This window comes from Enterobacter sp. MGH 16, assembly GCF_000493175.1.
GTDB classification, from domain to species: Bacteria; Pseudomonadota; Gammaproteobacteria; order Enterobacterales; family Enterobacteriaceae; genus Enterobacter; species Enterobacter roggenkampii.
On the sequence record NZ_KI535695.1, the window covers coordinates 3,520,302 to 3,537,683 of the forward strand.

Below are 17,382 nucleotides of genomic sequence, written 5' to 3' on the forward strand. Positions count from 1 at the left end.
GTTTACCGGCGGGCAAAACGGCTCAGGGGCGATAAAGAGCCAGGAGTTCGTCCACCTTTTTACGTGTGCCGCCGTTGCTGCTAATGCTACGCCGCACCTTAACCTGAAAATGCTTCGCGGCTTTGTACCATTCGCGCGTATCAGGCGTGTCGTGATTCGAAATTAACACCGGAATTCTTTTGCTGACCAGCTTTTCCGCCATCTCCGCCAGACGCGCCTGCTCGGCAGGGCTGAAGCTATTGGTGTGGTAGGCGGTGAAGTTCGCCGTCGCAGACAGCGGCGCGTATGGGGGGTCACAGTAAACCACCGAATTGACGCCTGCCAGTTCCATACACTCTTCATAGGAGAGGCAATGAAACTCCGCGTTCTGCGCTTTTTCAGCAAAGTGATAAAGCTCGTCCTGTGGGAAATACGGGCGCTTGTAGCGACCAAACGGCACGTTAAATTCCCCGCGCAGGTTATACCGGCACAGGCCGTTGTAACCATGACGATTGAGATAGAGGAACAGCAGGGCTCTGCGGAACGGATCCTGGCTCTGGTTAAACTCCGCGCGGAACTGGTAGTAAACGTCCGGATTATTGTTCTCGGGCGTAAACAGCTTGCGCGCCTCTGCGACATACTCATCGGTACGGAGCTTAACGATGTTATAGAGGCTGATAAGGTCGCTGTTGATATCCGCCAGGATATAACGAGAAAAATCGGTGTTGAGGAACACCGATCCCGCACCCACGAAAGGTTCGATAAGACACTCGCCTTCAGGCAGGTGCTTTTTAATATCATCGAGCAGGGGGTATTTCCCCCCTGCCCATTTCAGAAAAGCGCGATTTTTTTTCATGCTGACTAACTGATTACACCTTCTCCGGCTGTGGAGAAAGCTCCGACAGCATCCTGCGCTTTAAACATTACTTCAGATCGGCCTGAACCTGATGAATCGGCTTCGCCCATGGGTTCTTCGCCTGAACGTCAGCTGGCAGCGCCGCTACGGCACGTTTTGCTTCATCTTTTGACGAATAAACACCGCTCACCAGCACATACCACGGCTGACCGTTACGGGTCGTCTGATAAACAACATAGTTTTTCAGATTTGATTTCTTCGCCCAGCTGTTGAGGTTGTCGTAGTTAGACGAACTGCTCAGCTGCAGCGTGTAGTTGCTGGAAGGCGCAGACTTCAGCGAACCGACGTTACCTGCCGTTTTACCTGCCGCGCTGCTGGATGCGGTTGCCGTCGCGGCTGGTGCCGCTGTGGCAGCCGGTGCCGTGGTGGTCGCCGTGGCTTTCGGCGCAGTCTGCGTGACGGGCGCTTTAGCAGGCTCGCTCACCGCAGCCGTTTCCGTGCGTTTCGGCTGGGCCGGTACGGCTTTCACTTCAGGCGCTTTTACCACTGCCTGAGGTTTGGTTTCACGCTTAGGCTCAATCACTGCCTGCTTACGTTCAGGACGTGTTGTAGTCTGCGTCTGGTGCGGTTTGGTTTCCGTCGCGGCCGTTTGCGGCTGAGCGTTACCGCCGCGAATCGGGGCAACGGTTGCAGGTTCAGTTGGCAGCGTAGAGTTAACCACGACGTTATCAACCTGCTGCTGGTTCTGCGGCTGCGTCAGCGCATTGTTCAGGTCTCCCTGAACTTCCACACGCTGCTGACCTTCTGGCGCAACAGGTGCCTGACCCTGAGCTGGGGTTGAAGAAACGGGCGGCAGAGAAACATCCTGCGGCGCTGTGGTGTTACCGGCGGTCTGCTCTGCGGAAGTAGCACCCGGCGCTGGCTGTGCGCCATTCGCCTGATTGGACGCATCGTTACCGGAAAGGTTGATGCTCTTCTCAGCGGAAGCCGTTTGCTCGGTTGAGTTCGTTGACGGTGCTTTAAGCGCGGAGCCAATGCCGACAATCAGCAGCACAAGCACCAGAACGCCAAGGCCCATCATAATGTACTGGCGGGACGCCGGTTTTGGCGCAGCGGCTTTTTTACGTTTACGCGGGCGACGCTCTACAGGCTGTTCGTCCATTGAATCTTCTTCGGACTCATAATCCTCTTCTGCTCGCTCTTCGTGCGCGTTGCGGCTGCGCGAAGGGCGACGATCGTCTGCATCCAGATCAACATCGTCAAAGTTGATCTGCGGCTCGTTATCACGTTCTGAAGATTGACGAGAACGACCAGTACGACGATCGCTGGGATCGGGTTTCAGCTCGTCTTCTGGTTTGAATTCATCCATTTAACACCCCACTCAAAGGCTTATGCCAACGACTTTGCATTTCACCTGAAGCTAAACGACCACCTGCGACAGTGGCCTGACCTTTCTAGTTGTTACGCCTGCTGACAGTCAGCGATAGCGCCAAGAACGACATCGTGCGGCACTCCGCCGCGCACTTCACTCTTCCCTATTGCAAGCGGGAGTACAAGACGCATCTCACCTGCCAATACTTTTTTATCGCGCATCATGTGGGGTAAATACGCTTGCGCCGACATCTCCTGCGGCCCGTTCACCGGCAAACCTGCACGCTCAAGCAGCGCAATGATACGTGTCGTCTCTTCCGGTTTGAACTGCCCAAGGCGTTCAGAGGTGCGGGCAGCCATCACCATGCCGGCCGCGACGGCTTCACCGTGCAGCCAGTTGCCATAACCCATTTCGGCTTCAATCGCGTGACCAAACGTATGCCCAAGATTCAGTAAAGCACGTAAGCCCGTTTCACGCTCGTCTGCGGCAACAACTTCTGCTTTCAGCTCACAGCAACGACGAATGCAGTATGCCAGTTTTGCCTCATCGAGGCCCAGCAGCGCATCCATATTCTCTTCAAGCCAGTTAAAGAACTCGCCATCCAGAATAATGCCGTATTTGATCACTTCCGCCAGACCCGAAGCCAGTTCGCGCTTCGGCAGGGTTTTCAGACAGTCGAGATCCACCACCACCGATGCGGGCTGATAGAACGCGCCAATCATGTTTTTGCCAAGCGGATGGTTCACTGCCGTTTTGCCACCCACAGAGGAGTCGACCTGGGACAGCAACGTGGTTGGGATTTGAATAAAGCGGACACCACGCTGATAGCTTGCGGCCGCAAAGCCGGTCAGATCGCCCACAACACCGCCGCCCAGGGCAAGCAGTGTTGTATCGCGACCATGCGGTTTTTGCAGCAATGCGGTAAAGACTGTATCCAGTACCGTCAGGCTTTTATACTGCTCGCCATCGGGGAGAATCACACTGTCGACTTTTACGCCCGCCTGCTCAAGCAGGTGGCGTACGCGGTCGAGATAAAGCGGAGCCAGCGTCTCGTTGGTGACCAGCATCGCCTGATCACCCGCTTTCAGTGGTAAAAAGGAAGCTGGGTCGTTAAACAAACCAGCCGCGATGGTGATAGGGTAACTACGTTCCCCGAGAGTAACTGTAATCCTCTCCATGACGCGACATCCACCTTTAATGCTTTTACCCGCAGGCGAGTGTATATAAAGCCAGAATCAGTTGCTTTCCAGCATATGAATAATCTGGTTTGCAACCACTTTAGCGCTCTGGTCGTCGGTACGAATGGTCACATCGGCAATCTCTTCATACAGCGGATTGCGTTCATCGGCCAACGCTTCCAGAACTTCGCGTGGTGGCGTTTCAACCTGCAGCAGCGGGCGCTTTTTATCGCGCTGCGTACGTGCCAGCTGTTTCTCAATGGTCGTCTCAAGATAGACCACTACGCCACGGGCGGAGAGACGGTTGCGGGTTTCGCGAGATTTCACAGAGCCGCCGCCTGTTGCCAGAACGATGCCCTGTTTTTCCGTGAGTTCGTTGATCACTTTTTCTTCTCGGTCACGGAAACCTTCTTCGCCTTCTACGTCGAAAACCCAGCCCACATCAGCTCCGGTTCGTTTCTCAATCTCTTGATCAGAATCGTAAAATTCCATATTGAGTTGTTGAGCTAACTGACGCCCAATAGTGCTTTTGCCGGCACCCATAGGCCCAACCAGAAAGATATTGCGTTTCTCTGCCATTTTATCGGTACTACTAAGACTATTCGTTAATGGTAATCCCCGCTTCGCAGACACCCGGCGTAGCAGGACATGAACTGAAACCTCATATGCAATAGAGCGAGAGTCAGACTAAAAATTATCTCAATACTCCGGCTTGTTTGGCAACTGATTAAATCACCGCGCCGGGCGCATAAGGTAATAAGACGTAAGTCCAACTCAAATCGGTACTCCTTGTATGCTAATTCATGCCCCACGTCAAACATCTGCAACAAACTGAATGCAAAATCATTGCGGGGATCGTTACCCGTCAGCGAATACCGACCAGACGTGGTGTAATAAACACCACTAATTCACGCCGTTCGTTGTCTTTCCCGTCATGACGAAAAAGCGACCCAATCCAGGGGATGCTTCCCAGACCGGGTACTCTGTCACTGCCGGTTTTGTTCTTCTGGGAAAAAATTCCGCCCAACGCCAGCGTTTCTCCACTTTTTACCTCCACCTGGGTTTCTATCTCCTGCTTGTCGATAGCCAGCGTTTCGCCATCGGCCTGCTGCAGAACCTGTCCCGGCATATTTTCGCTGATGTGTAATTTCAGGCGCACGCGTCCCCCCGGCAATACTACCGGTGTGACCTCCATTCCGAGTACCGCCTCTTTAAACTCAACGGAGGTGGCGCCGCTTTCCCCGCTTGAGACCTGATACGGAATTTCGCTGCCCTGCTTGATACTGGCCGGTTGCCCGTGCGAGGCCAGCAGCCGCGGGCTGGCGATGATATCGACCTGCTGTTTTTGCTCCAGCGCTGAAAGTTCCAGATCAAGCAACCTGCCGTTAATCCGACCGATATTAAACCCCACGTGGCTGGTGGCGCTGGCAACGGAAAGATCGCTGCCCAGCGTCGTCAGTTGTCCCACCTTGCCCGCGTCGGTAGCGTCGGCGAGATTCCACTTCACCCCCAACTCGCGCAGGCTTTTTTCGTTGATGGTCACAATATGCGCCGCCAGTTCGACCTGCTCGACGGGAATATCCATCTCGGCGGCCCAGCGCTGCAGCGTATCCACCGCAGCCTGGTTATCCCGAATCAGCAGGCGGTTAGTACGCGTGTCGACGGATAAGCTCCCCTTTGGGCTCAGGAGTTTTTCCGCGGCTTTTTGCAGCTCCCCGGCATCCGCATAAGAAAAGGGAATGCCCTGAGTGACCAGCGGGGCATCAAACTGTCGACGCGCCTGTTCCTGTTCTGAACGCTCCCGCTGTTCACGCTGCCAGGCCGCGGTATGCACGTAAAAAATGCCGCCCTCCTCGCGCAAGACGAGCCCGGCGCTGGAGACGACCGTCCGTAACGCCTGCCTCCAGGGGACGCGCGTCAGGTTAAGCGAAAGCGTACCGCTGACATCAGGCGATACCACCAGATTACGGTTCTCCTGTGCGACCAGGGCCTGTAACACCTGGACCACAGGCACGTCATCCACCACCAGCGTGACCGGTTTTGGCGCGGCGGCCCACAGCGGTTGGCTGAACGCCAGCAGCCACAGCATTATCCGTAAATTCATTTTTGTCAGTTCCTTCTCGTTGCCACGTCCATTTTCCCGGGTCACAGGTGTCACCCACATCAACCGCCAGCTCCGCTGCATTGACGGCGGTTATCCTCCAGCCAGCCGGGAAACGCTCATGCATTTTCAGCCGGTGCCAGCGCTTTTGCGCATCCTGTAAAATGCCGATAGTCTCCTGCCCTCCCACCAGGCCGCGAAAACGCCACTGCGCCAGCTCGCCAATGGCGCAAGGATCGTCCGGGGGACGAAACGGATCGCGCATACCGGTCAATAGCAGTACTGAGCAAACCAGCAAACATCGCGCGCTATTTCGCATGTTCCAGCTCCAGCTGCAGGCGTAACGCCGTACCTTGTGGCGCAATCGCGAAAGCGGCGATCTGCACATCCTGCTGTGCCAGCCGGGAAAAAAGTTCCGGAATGGCCTGCCACTCCGCATCCAGCGCCAGCTCCCCTCCATTTTGCAGCGGCTTCCAGTGAACGAGCGTCGTCTCATCGCCCTGAAAATTGAGCGGGGAGAACGGCGCCAGCTCCCGAGCCTTCGCAGCGTCCGGAAGAAACGGCCCCTTTCTGACAACAGGCCATAACGATGCGTTAGTGCTTACATCCTCAATCAGCTGGCGTTGTTGTTCAGCACACTGCCTGTCTACCGGTCTGAGCAACGCGCCCCACGCGACCAGCCCTGCCAGGAGACTCCCCAGGCACCAGCAGAGTACCCGATGCCAGGGACGGCTTTCGCACCAGCGTTCTAACAAGGTATTCACGCGTTACCCCTCGCTTTTGAGATGAAGCGTAAACAGCCAGTGCCCCCGGCTATCCTGCCGAAGCTCGCCCGGCGTCCCGGGCGTAAAGCCCGCTATTTGGCCAAGCGCATCGCGCAGAGCAGAGAGGGCCGGCAGGGTGATAGCGTAACCGGTCAATATCAGCGCAGGCGGCTGATAGCGCAGCTCTGTCAGCCAGACCTGTGCAGGAATGGCGCGGGAAAGGGAGGCCAGCACCGGTTGCCATGCGCGTCGTTGCCTGGTTTGCGCGGGTAGCTGCGCCTGTGCGGCCAGTTTTTGCCGGGCGACAAGCGCGTGCTGCACGGACTGCATTCCCGTCAGATCCGTTTGCAGCGCGCGCAGTTTCACGAACTGGTTCATCCGCAGACAAACAATGACTACGAACATCAACAGTACTGTGCCGATACACATTGCGCCCCAGAAACGCAGGCATCGCGCGCGCCGCTGCTGTCGCCAGGGCAGAAAATTCAGGATGCTCATCCGGGCACCTCGCTCATGGCCAACGCCAGCGCGACGGTATAATCAGCCCCGCATTCCGGCAGCGGAGCATGGCAGCGTTCCAGGATTTCCCACGGATCACGTTGGCAATCAAACAGCGCGATGTCATCCGGACCAAGCGCCAGCAGCGCCGCCAGCTCGGCCACGTTTTCTGCTTCGGTAGTTAAGCGGCGTCCCCACTGGTGGCGCATCGCCCAGAGCCACTGCCGATCGTCCCGCCAGGCAACGCACTGCGCCGGCGCCACTGCGGGAAGAAGATTCGTCAGCGCGCTGGCATCCGGGGTAATGGTCACCAGCCGCAAACGCAGCGTTTTCGCCAGCGCCAGAAGGGTATCGACCTCGTTGTTTTGTGCGGCCGTCACGTGAAAGGTATTGCTGAAGGTATCCTGGGCGTAGTCGAAACAGAGGGTATCGGCAGACATCTCCAGTTCGCGGGCGAGCGCGCTACCCAGCCATGAGAGCTGCTCGCTGTCGCGCAGCGCAACGGTCGGGCGAGGAAGCGACCGCTGCAGAGTGCGTGCTGCCGGGAAAGAGAGGAACACCCGATGGGCGTGCGGCAGCGTTTTTCGCCAGTCGCGCAACGCATCAACCAGCTGTTCTGGCTGGCAAATTTTGCCGTCACGAATGATGCCTTCGCCCAGCGGGATTGCCCACCAGCGCCGCAGACGCCAGCCGGACTTCTCCCGGTCCAGCGCCACGATCAGCACCCTATCCTGTTGAATATGAACGCCCGTTTGCCATGTTTTGAAGGCCATGCTTTACGATCTCCTTATCGCCCGTCGCCCTGACGGCTATATCAATGAATCAGGCTTGCCTTTATACTACCGCGCGATTGTTTAGAAACTGCCCAAGTGAAACCAAATGGGAAATCTCCGGTGAAGTTCGTAAAGTATTTATTCATCCTTGCAGTCTGTTGCATTCTGCTGGGAGCAGGCTCGATTTACGGTTTGTACAAATATATTGAGCCACAGCTACCTGATGTCGCCACGCTTCGCGATGTGCGTCTCCAGATCCCAATGCAGGTCTATAGCGCCGATGGCGAGCTCATGGCGCAGTATGGCGAAAAGCGTCGTATCCCGCTGACCTTAAACCAAATCCCCCCCGTGATGGTGAAAGCCTTTATCGCCACGGAGGACAGCCGTTTTTACGAGCACCACGGTGTCGATCCGGTGGGGATTTTCCGTGCCGCGAGCATTGCGTTGTTCTCTGGTCACGCCTCTCAGGGGGCGAGTACCATTACGCAGCAGCTGGCGCGTAACTTCTTCCTCAGCCCTGAAAAGACGCTGACCCGTAAGATCAAAGAGGTGTTCCTGGCGATCCGTATTGAGCAGCTGCTAAGCAAAGACGAGATCCTTGAGCTGTACCTCAATAAAATCTACCTGGGCTACCGTGCCTATGGCGTGGGGGCGGCCGCGCAGGTGTACTTCGGTAAGCCTGTTGAGCAACTCACCTTAAGCGAAATGGCCACCATCGCCGGTCTGCCAAAAGCGCCGTCCACGTTTAACCCGCTCTACTCGCTCGATCGCGCCACCGCGCGTCGTAACGTCGTCCTGTCACGTATGCTGAGCGAAGGCTATATCAGCCAGAGCGAGTACGACCAGGCGCGCAACGACGTCATTGACGCTAACTACCATGCTCCGGAGATCGCCTTCTCTGCGCCTTACCTGACCGAAATGGTTCGCCAGGAGATGGTGAACCGTTATGGTGACAAGGCCTATGAAGATGGCTATCGCGTGTACACCACCGTCACCCGTAAAGTGCAGCAGGCGGCGCAGGACGCGGTGCGCAACAACGTGATGGACTACGATATGCGTCACGGCTATCGCGGCCCGTCAAACGTGCTCTGGAAGGTGGGCGAAAGCGCGTGGGACAGCAAAAAAATCATCAGTACGCTGAGAGCACTGCCTACCTACGGTCCGCTCCTTCCTGCCGTGGTGACGCAGGCCGATCCTCAGGAAGCCGTTGCGACGCTGGCGGACGGTACGTCCGTCTCCCTGCGCATGGACGGTATCCGTTGGGCGCGTCCGTACCGCTCGGATACCCTGCAGGGCGCCACGCCGCGTAAAGTGACCGATGCGGTACAGACCGGGCAGCAAATCTGGGTGCGCAAGGTCGGCGAATCCTGGTGGCTGGCGCAGGTGCCGGACGTCAACTCGGCCCTGGTTTCTATCAATCCGCAGAACGGCGCTGTACTGGCCCTGGTAGGCGGGTTCGACTTCAACCAGAGCAAATTTAACCGCGCCACCCAGGCGCTGCGTCAGGTCGGTTCCAATATCAAACCGTTCCTCTACACGGCCGCGATGGATAAGGGCCTGACCCTCGCCAGCATCCTCAACGACGTGCCAATCTCCCGCTGGGATGCGGGGGCGGGTTCCGACTGGCAGCCGAAAAACTCCCCTGCGGAATATGCCGGCCCGATTCGTCTTCGTCAGGGTCTGGGACAGTCGAAAAACGTGGTGATGGTGCGTGCCATGCGCGCCATGGGCGTCGACTATGCCGCAGAGTATCTGCAGCGCTTCGGTTTCCCGGCGCAGAACATCGTTCGCACCGAGTCGCTGGCGTTAGGCTCAGCCTCCTTTACGCCGCTTCAGGTCGCGCGCGGATACTCGGTGATGGCCAACGGCGGCTTCCTGATTGACCCGTACTTCATCAGCAAGATCGAGAACGATCAGGGCGGCGTGCTGTTCGAGGCGAAGCCGAAAATTGCCTGCCCTGACTGCGATATTCCGGTCATTTATGGCAATACGCCGAAATCTGAAGTACTTGAAAACAAGGACATGGAAGACCCTGCCGTGTCGCAGGAGCAGCAGAACGGCGTGGTGCCGCAGCCGCAGCTCGAGCAGGCGAACCAGGCGCTGGTGGCGCAGACCGGCGCACAGGAATACGCCCCGCATGTGATCAACACGCCGCTGTCTTTCCTGATCAAAAGCGCGCTGAACACCAACATCTTCGGTGAGCCAGGCTGGCAGGGTACCGGCTGGCGCGCAGGACGCGATCTGCAACGCCATGATATCGGCGGTAAAACGGGGACAACCAACAGCTCGAAAGACGCGTGGTTCTCCGGTTACGGTCCGGGCGTGGTGACCTCGGTCTGGATCGGCTTCGACGATCACCGCCGCGATTTAGGGCGTACCACGGCCTCCGGCGCGATTAAAGATCAGATTTCCGGCTACGAAGGCGGCGCGAAGAGCGCGCAGCCAGCCTGGGACGCCTACATGAAGGCCGTTCTTGAAGGCGTGCCGGAGCAGCCGCTGACGCCACCGCCTGGCGTGGTGACGGTCAATATCGACCGCAGCACGGGCCAGCTCGCCAACGGCGGTAATAGTCGCGAGGAGTATTTCATCGAGGGCACACAGCCAACCACACAGGCGGTGCATGAGGTGGGTACAGAGATTATCGATAACGGCGAAACGCACGAGCTGTTCTAAATGTAAAAATGCCCGGTAAAAACCGGGCAACACAGCGTAGGCCGGGTCAGGCGAAGCCGCCACCCGGCATTTTTTATGGGCTACAGTCGCCCCTGCCCTTTCAACCACTCCCGTACCAGGAACAGCGCGCTCACGTTGCGAGCCTCATTAAAGTCAGGGTCTTCCAGGAGGTCCATCAGGTGCGCCAGCGGCCAGCGAACCTGCGGCAGCGGCTCCGGCTCATCCCCTTCCAGCGATTCAGGATAGAGATCTTCCGCCACCACGATATTCATTTTGCTGGAAAAATAGGACGGCGCCATGCTCAGTTTTTTCAGGAATGAAAGCTCATTCGCCCCGAACCCCACCTCTTCTTTCAGCTCGCGGTTTGCCGCTTCAAAGACGGTTTCGCCCGGGTCGATCAGCCCTTTCGAGAACCCAAGCTCGTAAGATTCCGTTCCCACAGCGTATTCGCGGATCAAAATCAGATGATCGTCGACAATCGGCACAATCATCACCGCTTCGCGCGACGAGGGGCGCATACGTTCATAAACGCGACGCACACCGTTGCTGAACTCCAGATCCACACTTTCGACATTAAACAGGCGCGATTTGGCGACTGTTTCAACATTCAGAATGGTGGGTTTTTGTAGTGGTTTGCTCATCGTGATGGGTCTTAGCAGTGAGAACTGGCGTTATTGTGCGATACGCCGCACGGTTTCGGCAATGTCAATCGTTCTTTATTTACATTTATGCAACGTAGCAGGGATCAATCCTCAATTCAAAACAAATGTCAAGAGGTTGAAATGTTTCCAGGAATTTGCTGATATCGCGCCATAACAGGCTTTGCTATCATCACCGGTCACTGGGATGCGCTTCAGAATGCTCAAGTTCGACTCCATACTTGCCGATAGCCAGCCACAGACTCTCATTCAATGTAAAGGTGCTACTGACTACACCTGTAAGAAGATAAGTAAGATGGGGAAAGCATGAGCACCATTTTGATTGTTCTCGCTGCTATGCTGGCCGGCGCATTGGTTGCAGGGTGGTTGTACAGGCGCCGCATACAGCGCCGTTATCGCCTGCCTTTTTTAACTGCATTTGCGGGCGCGACCACGCGTAAACTCACGCAAGACGAGCGCGATGCGGTTGAAAACTATCTCGAAATCCTGAACCGTACTCAGCTCACGCCTGGGCCAACGGGTGCCACCGCTGCGCCCGTGGCGTTAAAGCTTAATGCGCAGAGTGATACCGTGCTCTGCGTGACGCGCTCCATCACGCGCTATGGCATCACGACTGATGACCCCAACAAGTGGCGCTATTACCTTGATTCCGTCGAAGTGCATCTCCCTCCGTCCTGGGAGCAATACATTAATGACGAAAACAGCGTTGAGCTGATTCACACCGATTCATTGCCTCTGGTTATCTCGCTTAACGGCCACACGCTGAATGAATATCTTCAGGAAGCCCCGCGTTTTGCGCTGGAGCGCGCCAGTTCGACGCAGGCTTCTATTCGTGGCGAAGAGACAGAGCAGATCGAACTGCTGAACATTCGTCAGGAAACCCATGAAGAGTACGCCCTGAGCCGCCCGGACGGCGTTCGTGAAGCCCTGCTGATCGTCGCCGCCTTCCTGCTCTTTTTTTTCTGCCTGCTGACGCCGGATGTGTTTGTCCCCTGGCTGGCGGGCGGTGCGGTGCTGCTGCTGGCGGGCGGGCTTTGGGGGCTCTTTGCTCCGCCGGCCAAAACCTCGTTGCGCGAGATCCACTGCCTGCGCGGGACGCCAAAGCGCTGGGGTCTGTTCGGTGAAAACGATCAGGAACACCTCAACAATATCTCGCTCGGGATTATTGACCTGATTTACCCGCGCCACTGGCAACCGTGGATCGCGCAGGATTTAGGCCAGAAAACCGATATTGATATCTACCTTGACCGCCACGTTGTGCGTCAGGGACGCTTCTTATCCCTCCATGATGAAGTGAAAAATTTCCCGCTTCAGCACTGGCTTCGCAGCACGGTCATTGCCGGGGGCGCGGCGCTGGTCTTAGTCATGCTGCTGCTTTTCGTACCGCTGGATATGCCCATCAAATTCACCCTGTCGTGGATCAAAGGGGCGCAAACCATTGAAGCGACCAGCGTCAACAAGCTGGATGAAGCCGGCGTGCGCGTGGGGGACACGCTGCGCCTGAAGGGAACCGGGATGTGTAATATTCACACGCCGGGGGCATGGAACACGCGTCAGAACTCGCCGTTCATGCCGTTCGATTGCTCGCAAATTATCTGGAACGACGCACCGCCGCTGCCGCTGCCGGAATCAGAAGTGGTGAATAAAGCCACGGCGCTTACCCAGACGGTTAACCGCCAGCTGCACCCGAAACCGGACGATGATTCACGCGTTAGTCCCGCACTGCGTTCGGCCATTCAAAAATCAGGCATGGTTCTGCTGGATGATTTTGGTGACATCGTTCTGAAAACGCAGGATCTCTGTTCTTCGCAGGATGAGTGCATACGTCTTAAAAATGCCCTGGTCAACCTGGGGAACAGTAAAGACTGGGACTCGCTGGTAAAGCGCGCCGAAGCGGGACGACTGGATGGCGTCAACGTGCTGCTGCGTCCGGTGAGTGCTGAATCGCTGGATAACCTGGTCGCCACCTCCACATCACCGTTTATGATGCGCGAAACCACCCGGGCGGCTCAGGCGCTGAACAGCCCGGCACCGGGCGGCTTTGTGATTGCAAGCGATGAAGGCAGCGACCTGGTCGATCAGCCTTACCCGCAGGTGGCGCTTTATGACTACCCGGCGCAAGAGCAGTGGAGCCAGTTCCAGCGCCTGGCGCAGATGCTGATGCAAACGCCGTTCAGCGCAGAAGGGATTGTCACGAGTGTTTATACCGACGCCAACGGCACGCGCCATATCGGCCTGCACCGGATGCCGGATAGCGCAGGTTTATGGCGCTACATCGGCACCTCTCTGCTGATGACCGCGATGCTGATCGCCATTTTCTGGAACGGCTTTATGGCCCTGCGACGCTACCAGCGCTCGCGCACCCGGCTTGCAGAGATCCAGCAATATTATGAAAATTGCCTCAATCCTAAGCTGATCCCCTCCTCTGAGAGCCTGATCTGATAACGTCGTTGCGCGACAAGATGTGCTACCCTGTCGCGCACGATTCTTCTGGCTGGAGTTCCCCCCTATGCATCTTGATATCGACTGGCAGCAGGTCGACACCGTTCTGCTGGATATGGACGGCACGCTGCTCGATCTCGCCTTTGATAACTATTTCTGGCAAACGCTGGTGCCGGAAACCTATGGCGAGCAGCAGGGAATCTCCCCGGCAGAAGCGCAGGCATTCATTCGTTCGCAATATAGCGCCGTGCAACATACGCTAAACTGGTACTGTCTGGACTACTGGAGCGAGCGCCTCGGTCTGGATATTTGTGCCATGACCACCGCCCAGGGTCCACGCGCCGTGCTGCGCGAGGATACGGTTCCGTTCCTGGATGCGCTGAAAGCAAGCGGCAAACGCCGTATTTTGCTGACCAATGCGCATCCCCATAACCTGGCCGTGAAGCTGGAGCATACGGGTCTGGCATCACACCTTGATTTATTACTTTCCACCCACACATTTGGTTATCCGAAAGAGGATCAGCGGTTGTGGCATGCGGTGACGGAAGAGACGGGGTTGCAGCCGGAACGTACGCTGTTCATTGACGACAGCGAGCCCATTCTGGATTCCGCGGCAAGGTTTGGCATTCGCTATTGTCTGGGCGTCACCAATCCTGACTCTGGCCTGGCTGAAAAAAGCTATCTGCGCCACCCGGGACTGAACGACTACCGCCAGATGATCCCCTCACTGACCGTGAAGGAGAGGCCATGAAAGAAAAACCCTCTGACGGGGTAAGACTGGATAAATGGCTGTGGGCGGCGCGTTTTTATAAAACGCGCGCCCTTGCCCGCGAGATGATTGACGGCGGAAAGGTGCATTACAACGGCCAGCGCAGCAAACCAAGCAAGCTGGTTGAGCTGAATGCCACCTTAACGCTGCGTCAGGGCAACGATGAACGTACGGTAGTGATTAAAGCCATTACCGAACAACGACGGCCCGCCCCGGAAGCCGTCCTGCTTTATGAAGAGACGGCGGAAAGCATTGAAAAGCGCGAGAAGACCGCGCTGGCGCGCAAAATGAATGCGCTGACCATGCCCCACCCGGACCGGCGACCGGATAAAAAAGAGCGCCGCGATCTGATGAAATTTAAACACGGTGAGAGCGAGTAACCCTCACCCGCACGAGAGATGAAAATGGCCCAACACGACCAATTACACCGCTATCTGTTTGAACAATTCGCCGTGCGCGGCGAACTGGTCACCGTATCCGAAACCTGGAAACAGATTCTGGAAAACCACAACTACCCGCTGCCGGTGAAGACCCTGTTGGGCGAACTGCTGGTTGCCACCAGCCTGCTGACCGCAACGCTGAAGTTTGCCGGCGATATCACCGTGCAGCTGCAGGGTGACGGCCCAATGTCGCTGGCGGTGATCAACGGCAATAACCAGCAGCAGATGCGCGGCGTGGCGCGCGTTCAGGGCGACGTGCCTGAAAATGCTGACCTCAAAACGCTGGTAGGTAATGGCTACCTGGTGATCACCATCTCCCCGGAGGAAGGTGAACGCTATCAGGGCGTGGTCGGTCTGGAAGGCGATACCCTGGCAGCCTGCCTGGAAGATTACTTCATGCGTTCTGAACAGCTGCCGACGCGTCTCTTCATCCGCACCGGTGAAGTGGACGGTCAGCCTGCTGCTGGCGGCATGCTGCTGCAGGTTCTGCCTGCGCAGGACGCGCAGACCAATGATTTCGAGCACCTGGCAACACTGACCGAAACCATCAAGGCGGAAGAGCTGTTCAACCTGTCGGCGACCGACGTGCTGTGGCGTCTGTACCACGAAGAAGAAGTGACCGTCTACGACCCGCAGTCCGTTGAGTTTAAGTGCACCTGCTCCCGCGAGCGCTGCGCTGGCGCACTGAAAACCCTGCCGGATGAAGAGATCGACAGCATCATGGCGGAAGACGGCGAAATTGATATGCACTGTGACTACTGCGGTACGCACTATGTGTTCAATTCGATGGATATCGCTGAGATCCGCAACAACGCCTCCCCGGCGGATCCGCAGGTTCACTAAACCTCTTTCCCCTCACCCTCTTCCGTTTGGGAAGAGGGCTGGGTTGAGGGGTAAAAAAACACCCCCCAAGCTGAATCGTTTTCCCAATGTAACTCTTACGTAATTTTCTTACGTGTATGCGATTACATTCACATTCTTTCCGATAAAATCACCAGCCTTTAACCTTTTCGGAACATTTTCCCCAACAAAAAAGCGATTCCTGCGATAATCCGCCTGCGCTGTGACTGGAGTCGCAGCGTTTTCCGTTAGTAAGGGTTTTGTCCAGATGCGTGAATCTATGAGCCCCGTCGCGGTAAACAACCTCAGAAAAACCCTACAATTTCAGGCAGTACATATTGGCTAAGGAGCAGTGATATGCGTGTTACTGGTTTAACCCCGCAAGATCTCAAGGCTTATGGTATTCACGACGTCCAGGAAGTCGTCTACAACCCCGACTACGATACGCTGTATCAGGAAGAGCTCAATCCAGCACTGGAAGGATACGAGCGCGGTGTGTTGACGAATCTTGGTGCTATCGCCGTCGATACCGGTATTTTTACCGGTCGTTCGCCGAAAGATAAGTATATCGTCCGAGACGAAACCACCCGCGATACGCTGTGGTGGGCTGACAAGGGCAAAGGGAAGAACGACAACAAACCGCTCTCTCCGGAAACCTGGCAGCACCTGAAAGGGCTCGTCACACATCAACTTTCCGGCAAGCGTTTGTTTATTGTCGACGCTTTCTGCGGCGCTAACGCCGACACCCGTCTCTCCGTACGTTTTATCACCGAAGTGGCCTGGCAGGCGCATTTCGTGAAAAACATGTTTATTCGTCCAACCGACGAAGAGCTGCAGGACTTCACCCCTGATTTCATCGTGATGAACGGCGCGAAATGCACCAACCCACAGTGGAAAGAGCAGGGTCTGAACTCCGAAAACTTTGTTGCCTTCAACCTGACCGAGCGTATCCAGCTGATCGGCGGTACCTGGTATGGCGGCGAAATGAAGAAAGGGATGTTCTCGGTCATGAACTACCTGCTGCCGCTGCGGGGCATTGCCTCCATGCACTGCTCGGCTAACGTCGGTGAAAAAGGCGACGTGGCGGTCTTCTTCGGCCTGTCCGGCACCGGGAAAACCACCCTGTCTACCGATCCAAAACGTCGTCTGATTGGTGATGACGAACACGGCTGGGATGACGACGGCGTATTCAACTTTGAAGGCGGCTGCTACGCGAAGACCATTCGCCTGTCTGAAGAGGCCGAGCCGGATATCTTCCACGCGATCCGTCGCGATGCGCTGCTGGAAAACGTCACCGTGCGTGCCGACGGCTCCATCGACTTCGACGATGCGTCGAAAACGGAAAACACCCGCGTCTCTTATCCGATCTACCACATCGACAACATCGTGAAGCCGGTGTCAAAAGCGGGTCATGCCACGAAGGTCATTTTCCTGACGGCGGATGCGTTCGGCGTGTTGCCGCCGGTGTCTCGCCTGACGGCCAGCCAGACGCAGTACCACTTCCTCTCCGGTTTCACCGCCAAGCTGGCGGGTACCGAGCGCGGCGTGACGGAGCCAACCCCAACCTTCTCCGCCTGCTTCGGCGCAGCCTTCCTGTCGCTGCACCCGACGCAGTACGCTGAAGTGCTGGTGAAACGCATGCAGGCATCCGGCGCGCAGGCATACCTGGTGAACACCGGCTGGAACGGTACCGGCAAACGTATCTCCATCAAAGATACCCGCGCCATTATCGACGCCATTCTGGATGGTTCTCTTGACGACGCCGAAACCTTCACGCTGCCAATGTTTGACCTGGCGATCCCAACGTCGCTGCCGGGTGTGGATACGCATATCCTCGACCCGCGCAATACGTACGGTTCGCCTGAACAGTGGCGCGAGAAAGCGGAATCGCTGGCGAAGCTGTTTATCGAGAACTTCGAGAAGTATACCGATACCCCGGCGGGTGCTGCGCTGGTGAGCGCGGGTCCAAAACTGTAGTCCATGTCGGGTGGCGGCTTCGCCTTACCCGACCTACAAAAAAGGGTGGCTCGTGCCACCC

General features: G+C 56.7%; 16 protein-coding genes. 6 read left to right on the top strand and 10 right to left on the bottom strand.

The genetic code is table 11. The features are described from left to right. Positions 1-22: 22 nt before the first annotated feature. The 9 genes from dam to pilM form a co-directional block, all read right to left on the bottom strand. Positions 23-835 (bottom strand): adenine-specific DNA-methyltransferase, encoded by an 813-nt coding sequence (gene dam, locus L362_RS06275; RefSeq protein ID WP_008503033.1) that lies wholly within the window; start codon positions 833-835, stop codon positions 23-25. 67 nt (positions 836-902) lie between these two features. Next, positions 903-2,204, bottom strand: coding sequence for a cell division protein DamX (damX, locus tag L362_RS06270; RefSeq protein WP_023294719.1), 1,302 nt, complete (start codon positions 2,202-2,204; stop codon positions 903-905). Positions 2,205-2,296: 92 nt separating this feature from the next. Continuing rightward, a complete protein-coding gene (gene aroB, locus L362_RS06265; RefSeq protein ID WP_023345027.1) occupies positions 2,297-3,385 on the bottom strand; it encodes a 3-dehydroquinate synthase in 1,089 nt (362 codons plus the stop codon). Between the two features lie 57 nt (positions 3,386-3,442). After that, the gene (gene aroK / locus L362_RS06260; RefSeq protein ID WP_003861630.1) at positions 3,443-3,964 is read right to left on the bottom strand and encodes a shikimate kinase AroK; all 522 of its coding nucleotides are present in this window, start codon (positions 3,962-3,964) and stop codon (positions 3,443-3,445) included. Between the two features lie 286 nt (positions 3,965-4,250). After that, on the bottom strand, positions 4,251-5,489 hold the full coding sequence (gene hofQ, locus L362_RS06255) for a DNA uptake porin HofQ (protein WP_032637883.1): 1,239 nt from the start codon (positions 5,487-5,489) through the stop codon (positions 4,251-4,253). Further along, positions 5,401-5,805, bottom strand: a complete 405-nt coding sequence (locus L362_RS0123150) for a HofP DNA utilization family protein (protein ID WP_032637885.1) — start codon at positions 5,803-5,805, stop codon at positions 5,401-5,403. The genes hofQ and L362_RS0123150 overlap by 89 nt, the downstream gene beginning before the upstream one ends. Beyond that, on the bottom strand, positions 5,795-6,250 hold the full coding sequence (locus L362_RS06250; protein WP_023345029.1) for a HofO family protein: 456 nt from the start codon (positions 6,248-6,250) through the stop codon (positions 5,795-5,797). Before L362_RS06250 ends, L362_RS0123150 begins: the two co-directional genes overlap by 11 nt. 3 nt (positions 6,251-6,253) lie before the next feature. Further along, complete coding sequence (locus L362_RS06245) at positions 6,254-6,748, bottom strand: PilN domain-containing protein (RefSeq protein WP_023345030.1); 495 nt, start codon at positions 6,746-6,748, stop codon at positions 6,254-6,256. After that, entirely contained in the window at positions 6,745-7,521 is a 777-nt protein-coding gene (pilM, locus tag L362_RS06240) for a pilus assembly protein PilM (protein WP_023345031.1), read from the bottom strand. The genes L362_RS06245 and pilM overlap by 4 nt, the downstream gene beginning before the upstream one ends. Before the next feature lie 120 nt (positions 7,522-7,641). Here pilM and mrcA point away from each other — a divergent pair, with 120 nt between their 5' ends. Then, entirely contained in the window at positions 7,642-10,194 is a 2,553-nt protein-coding gene (gene mrcA, locus L362_RS06235; RefSeq protein ID WP_023326230.1) for a peptidoglycan glycosyltransferase/peptidoglycan DD-transpeptidase MrcA, read from the top strand. Between the two features lie 80 nt (positions 10,195-10,274). Here mrcA and nudE read toward each other — a convergent pair whose 3' ends face one another. Next, positions 10,275-10,835, bottom strand: a complete 561-nt coding sequence (gene nudE, locus L362_RS06230) for an ADP compounds hydrolase NudE (RefSeq protein WP_008503041.1) — start codon at positions 10,833-10,835, stop codon at positions 10,275-10,277. Positions 10,836-11,159: 324 nt separating this feature from the next. On the opposite strand from nudE, the gene L362_RS06225 reads away from it, so the two are divergent. From L362_RS06225 to pckA, 5 genes are all read left to right on the top strand, one after another. After that, the gene (locus L362_RS06225) at positions 11,160-13,295 is read left to right on the top strand and encodes an intracellular growth attenuator family protein (RefSeq protein WP_023345032.1); all 2,136 of its coding nucleotides are present in this window, start codon (positions 11,160-11,162) and stop codon (positions 13,293-13,295) included. Positions 13,296-13,362: 67 nt separating this feature from the next. After that, on the top strand, positions 13,363-14,046 hold the full coding sequence (gene yrfG, locus L362_RS06220) for a GMP/IMP nucleotidase (RefSeq protein ID WP_023345033.1): 684 nt from the start codon (positions 13,363-13,365) through the stop codon (positions 14,044-14,046). Further along, the gene (gene hslR, locus L362_RS06215) at positions 14,043-14,444 is read left to right on the top strand and encodes a ribosome-associated heat shock protein Hsp15 (protein WP_008503044.1); all 402 of its coding nucleotides are present in this window, start codon (positions 14,043-14,045) and stop codon (positions 14,442-14,444) included. The genes yrfG and hslR overlap by 4 nt, the downstream gene beginning before the upstream one ends. Before the next feature lie 18 nt (positions 14,445-14,462). Beyond that, positions 14,463-15,347, top strand: a complete 885-nt coding sequence (gene hslO / locus L362_RS06210; protein ID WP_161958630.1) for an Hsp33 family molecular chaperone HslO — start codon at positions 14,463-14,465, stop codon at positions 15,345-15,347. 354 nt (positions 15,348-15,701) lie between these two features. Further along, positions 15,702-17,321 (top strand): phosphoenolpyruvate carboxykinase (ATP), encoded by a 1,620-nt coding sequence (pckA, locus tag L362_RS06205; protein WP_021242192.1) that lies wholly within the window; start codon positions 15,702-15,704, stop codon positions 17,319-17,321. The last annotated feature ends 61 nt before the right edge of the window (positions 17,322-17,382 follow it).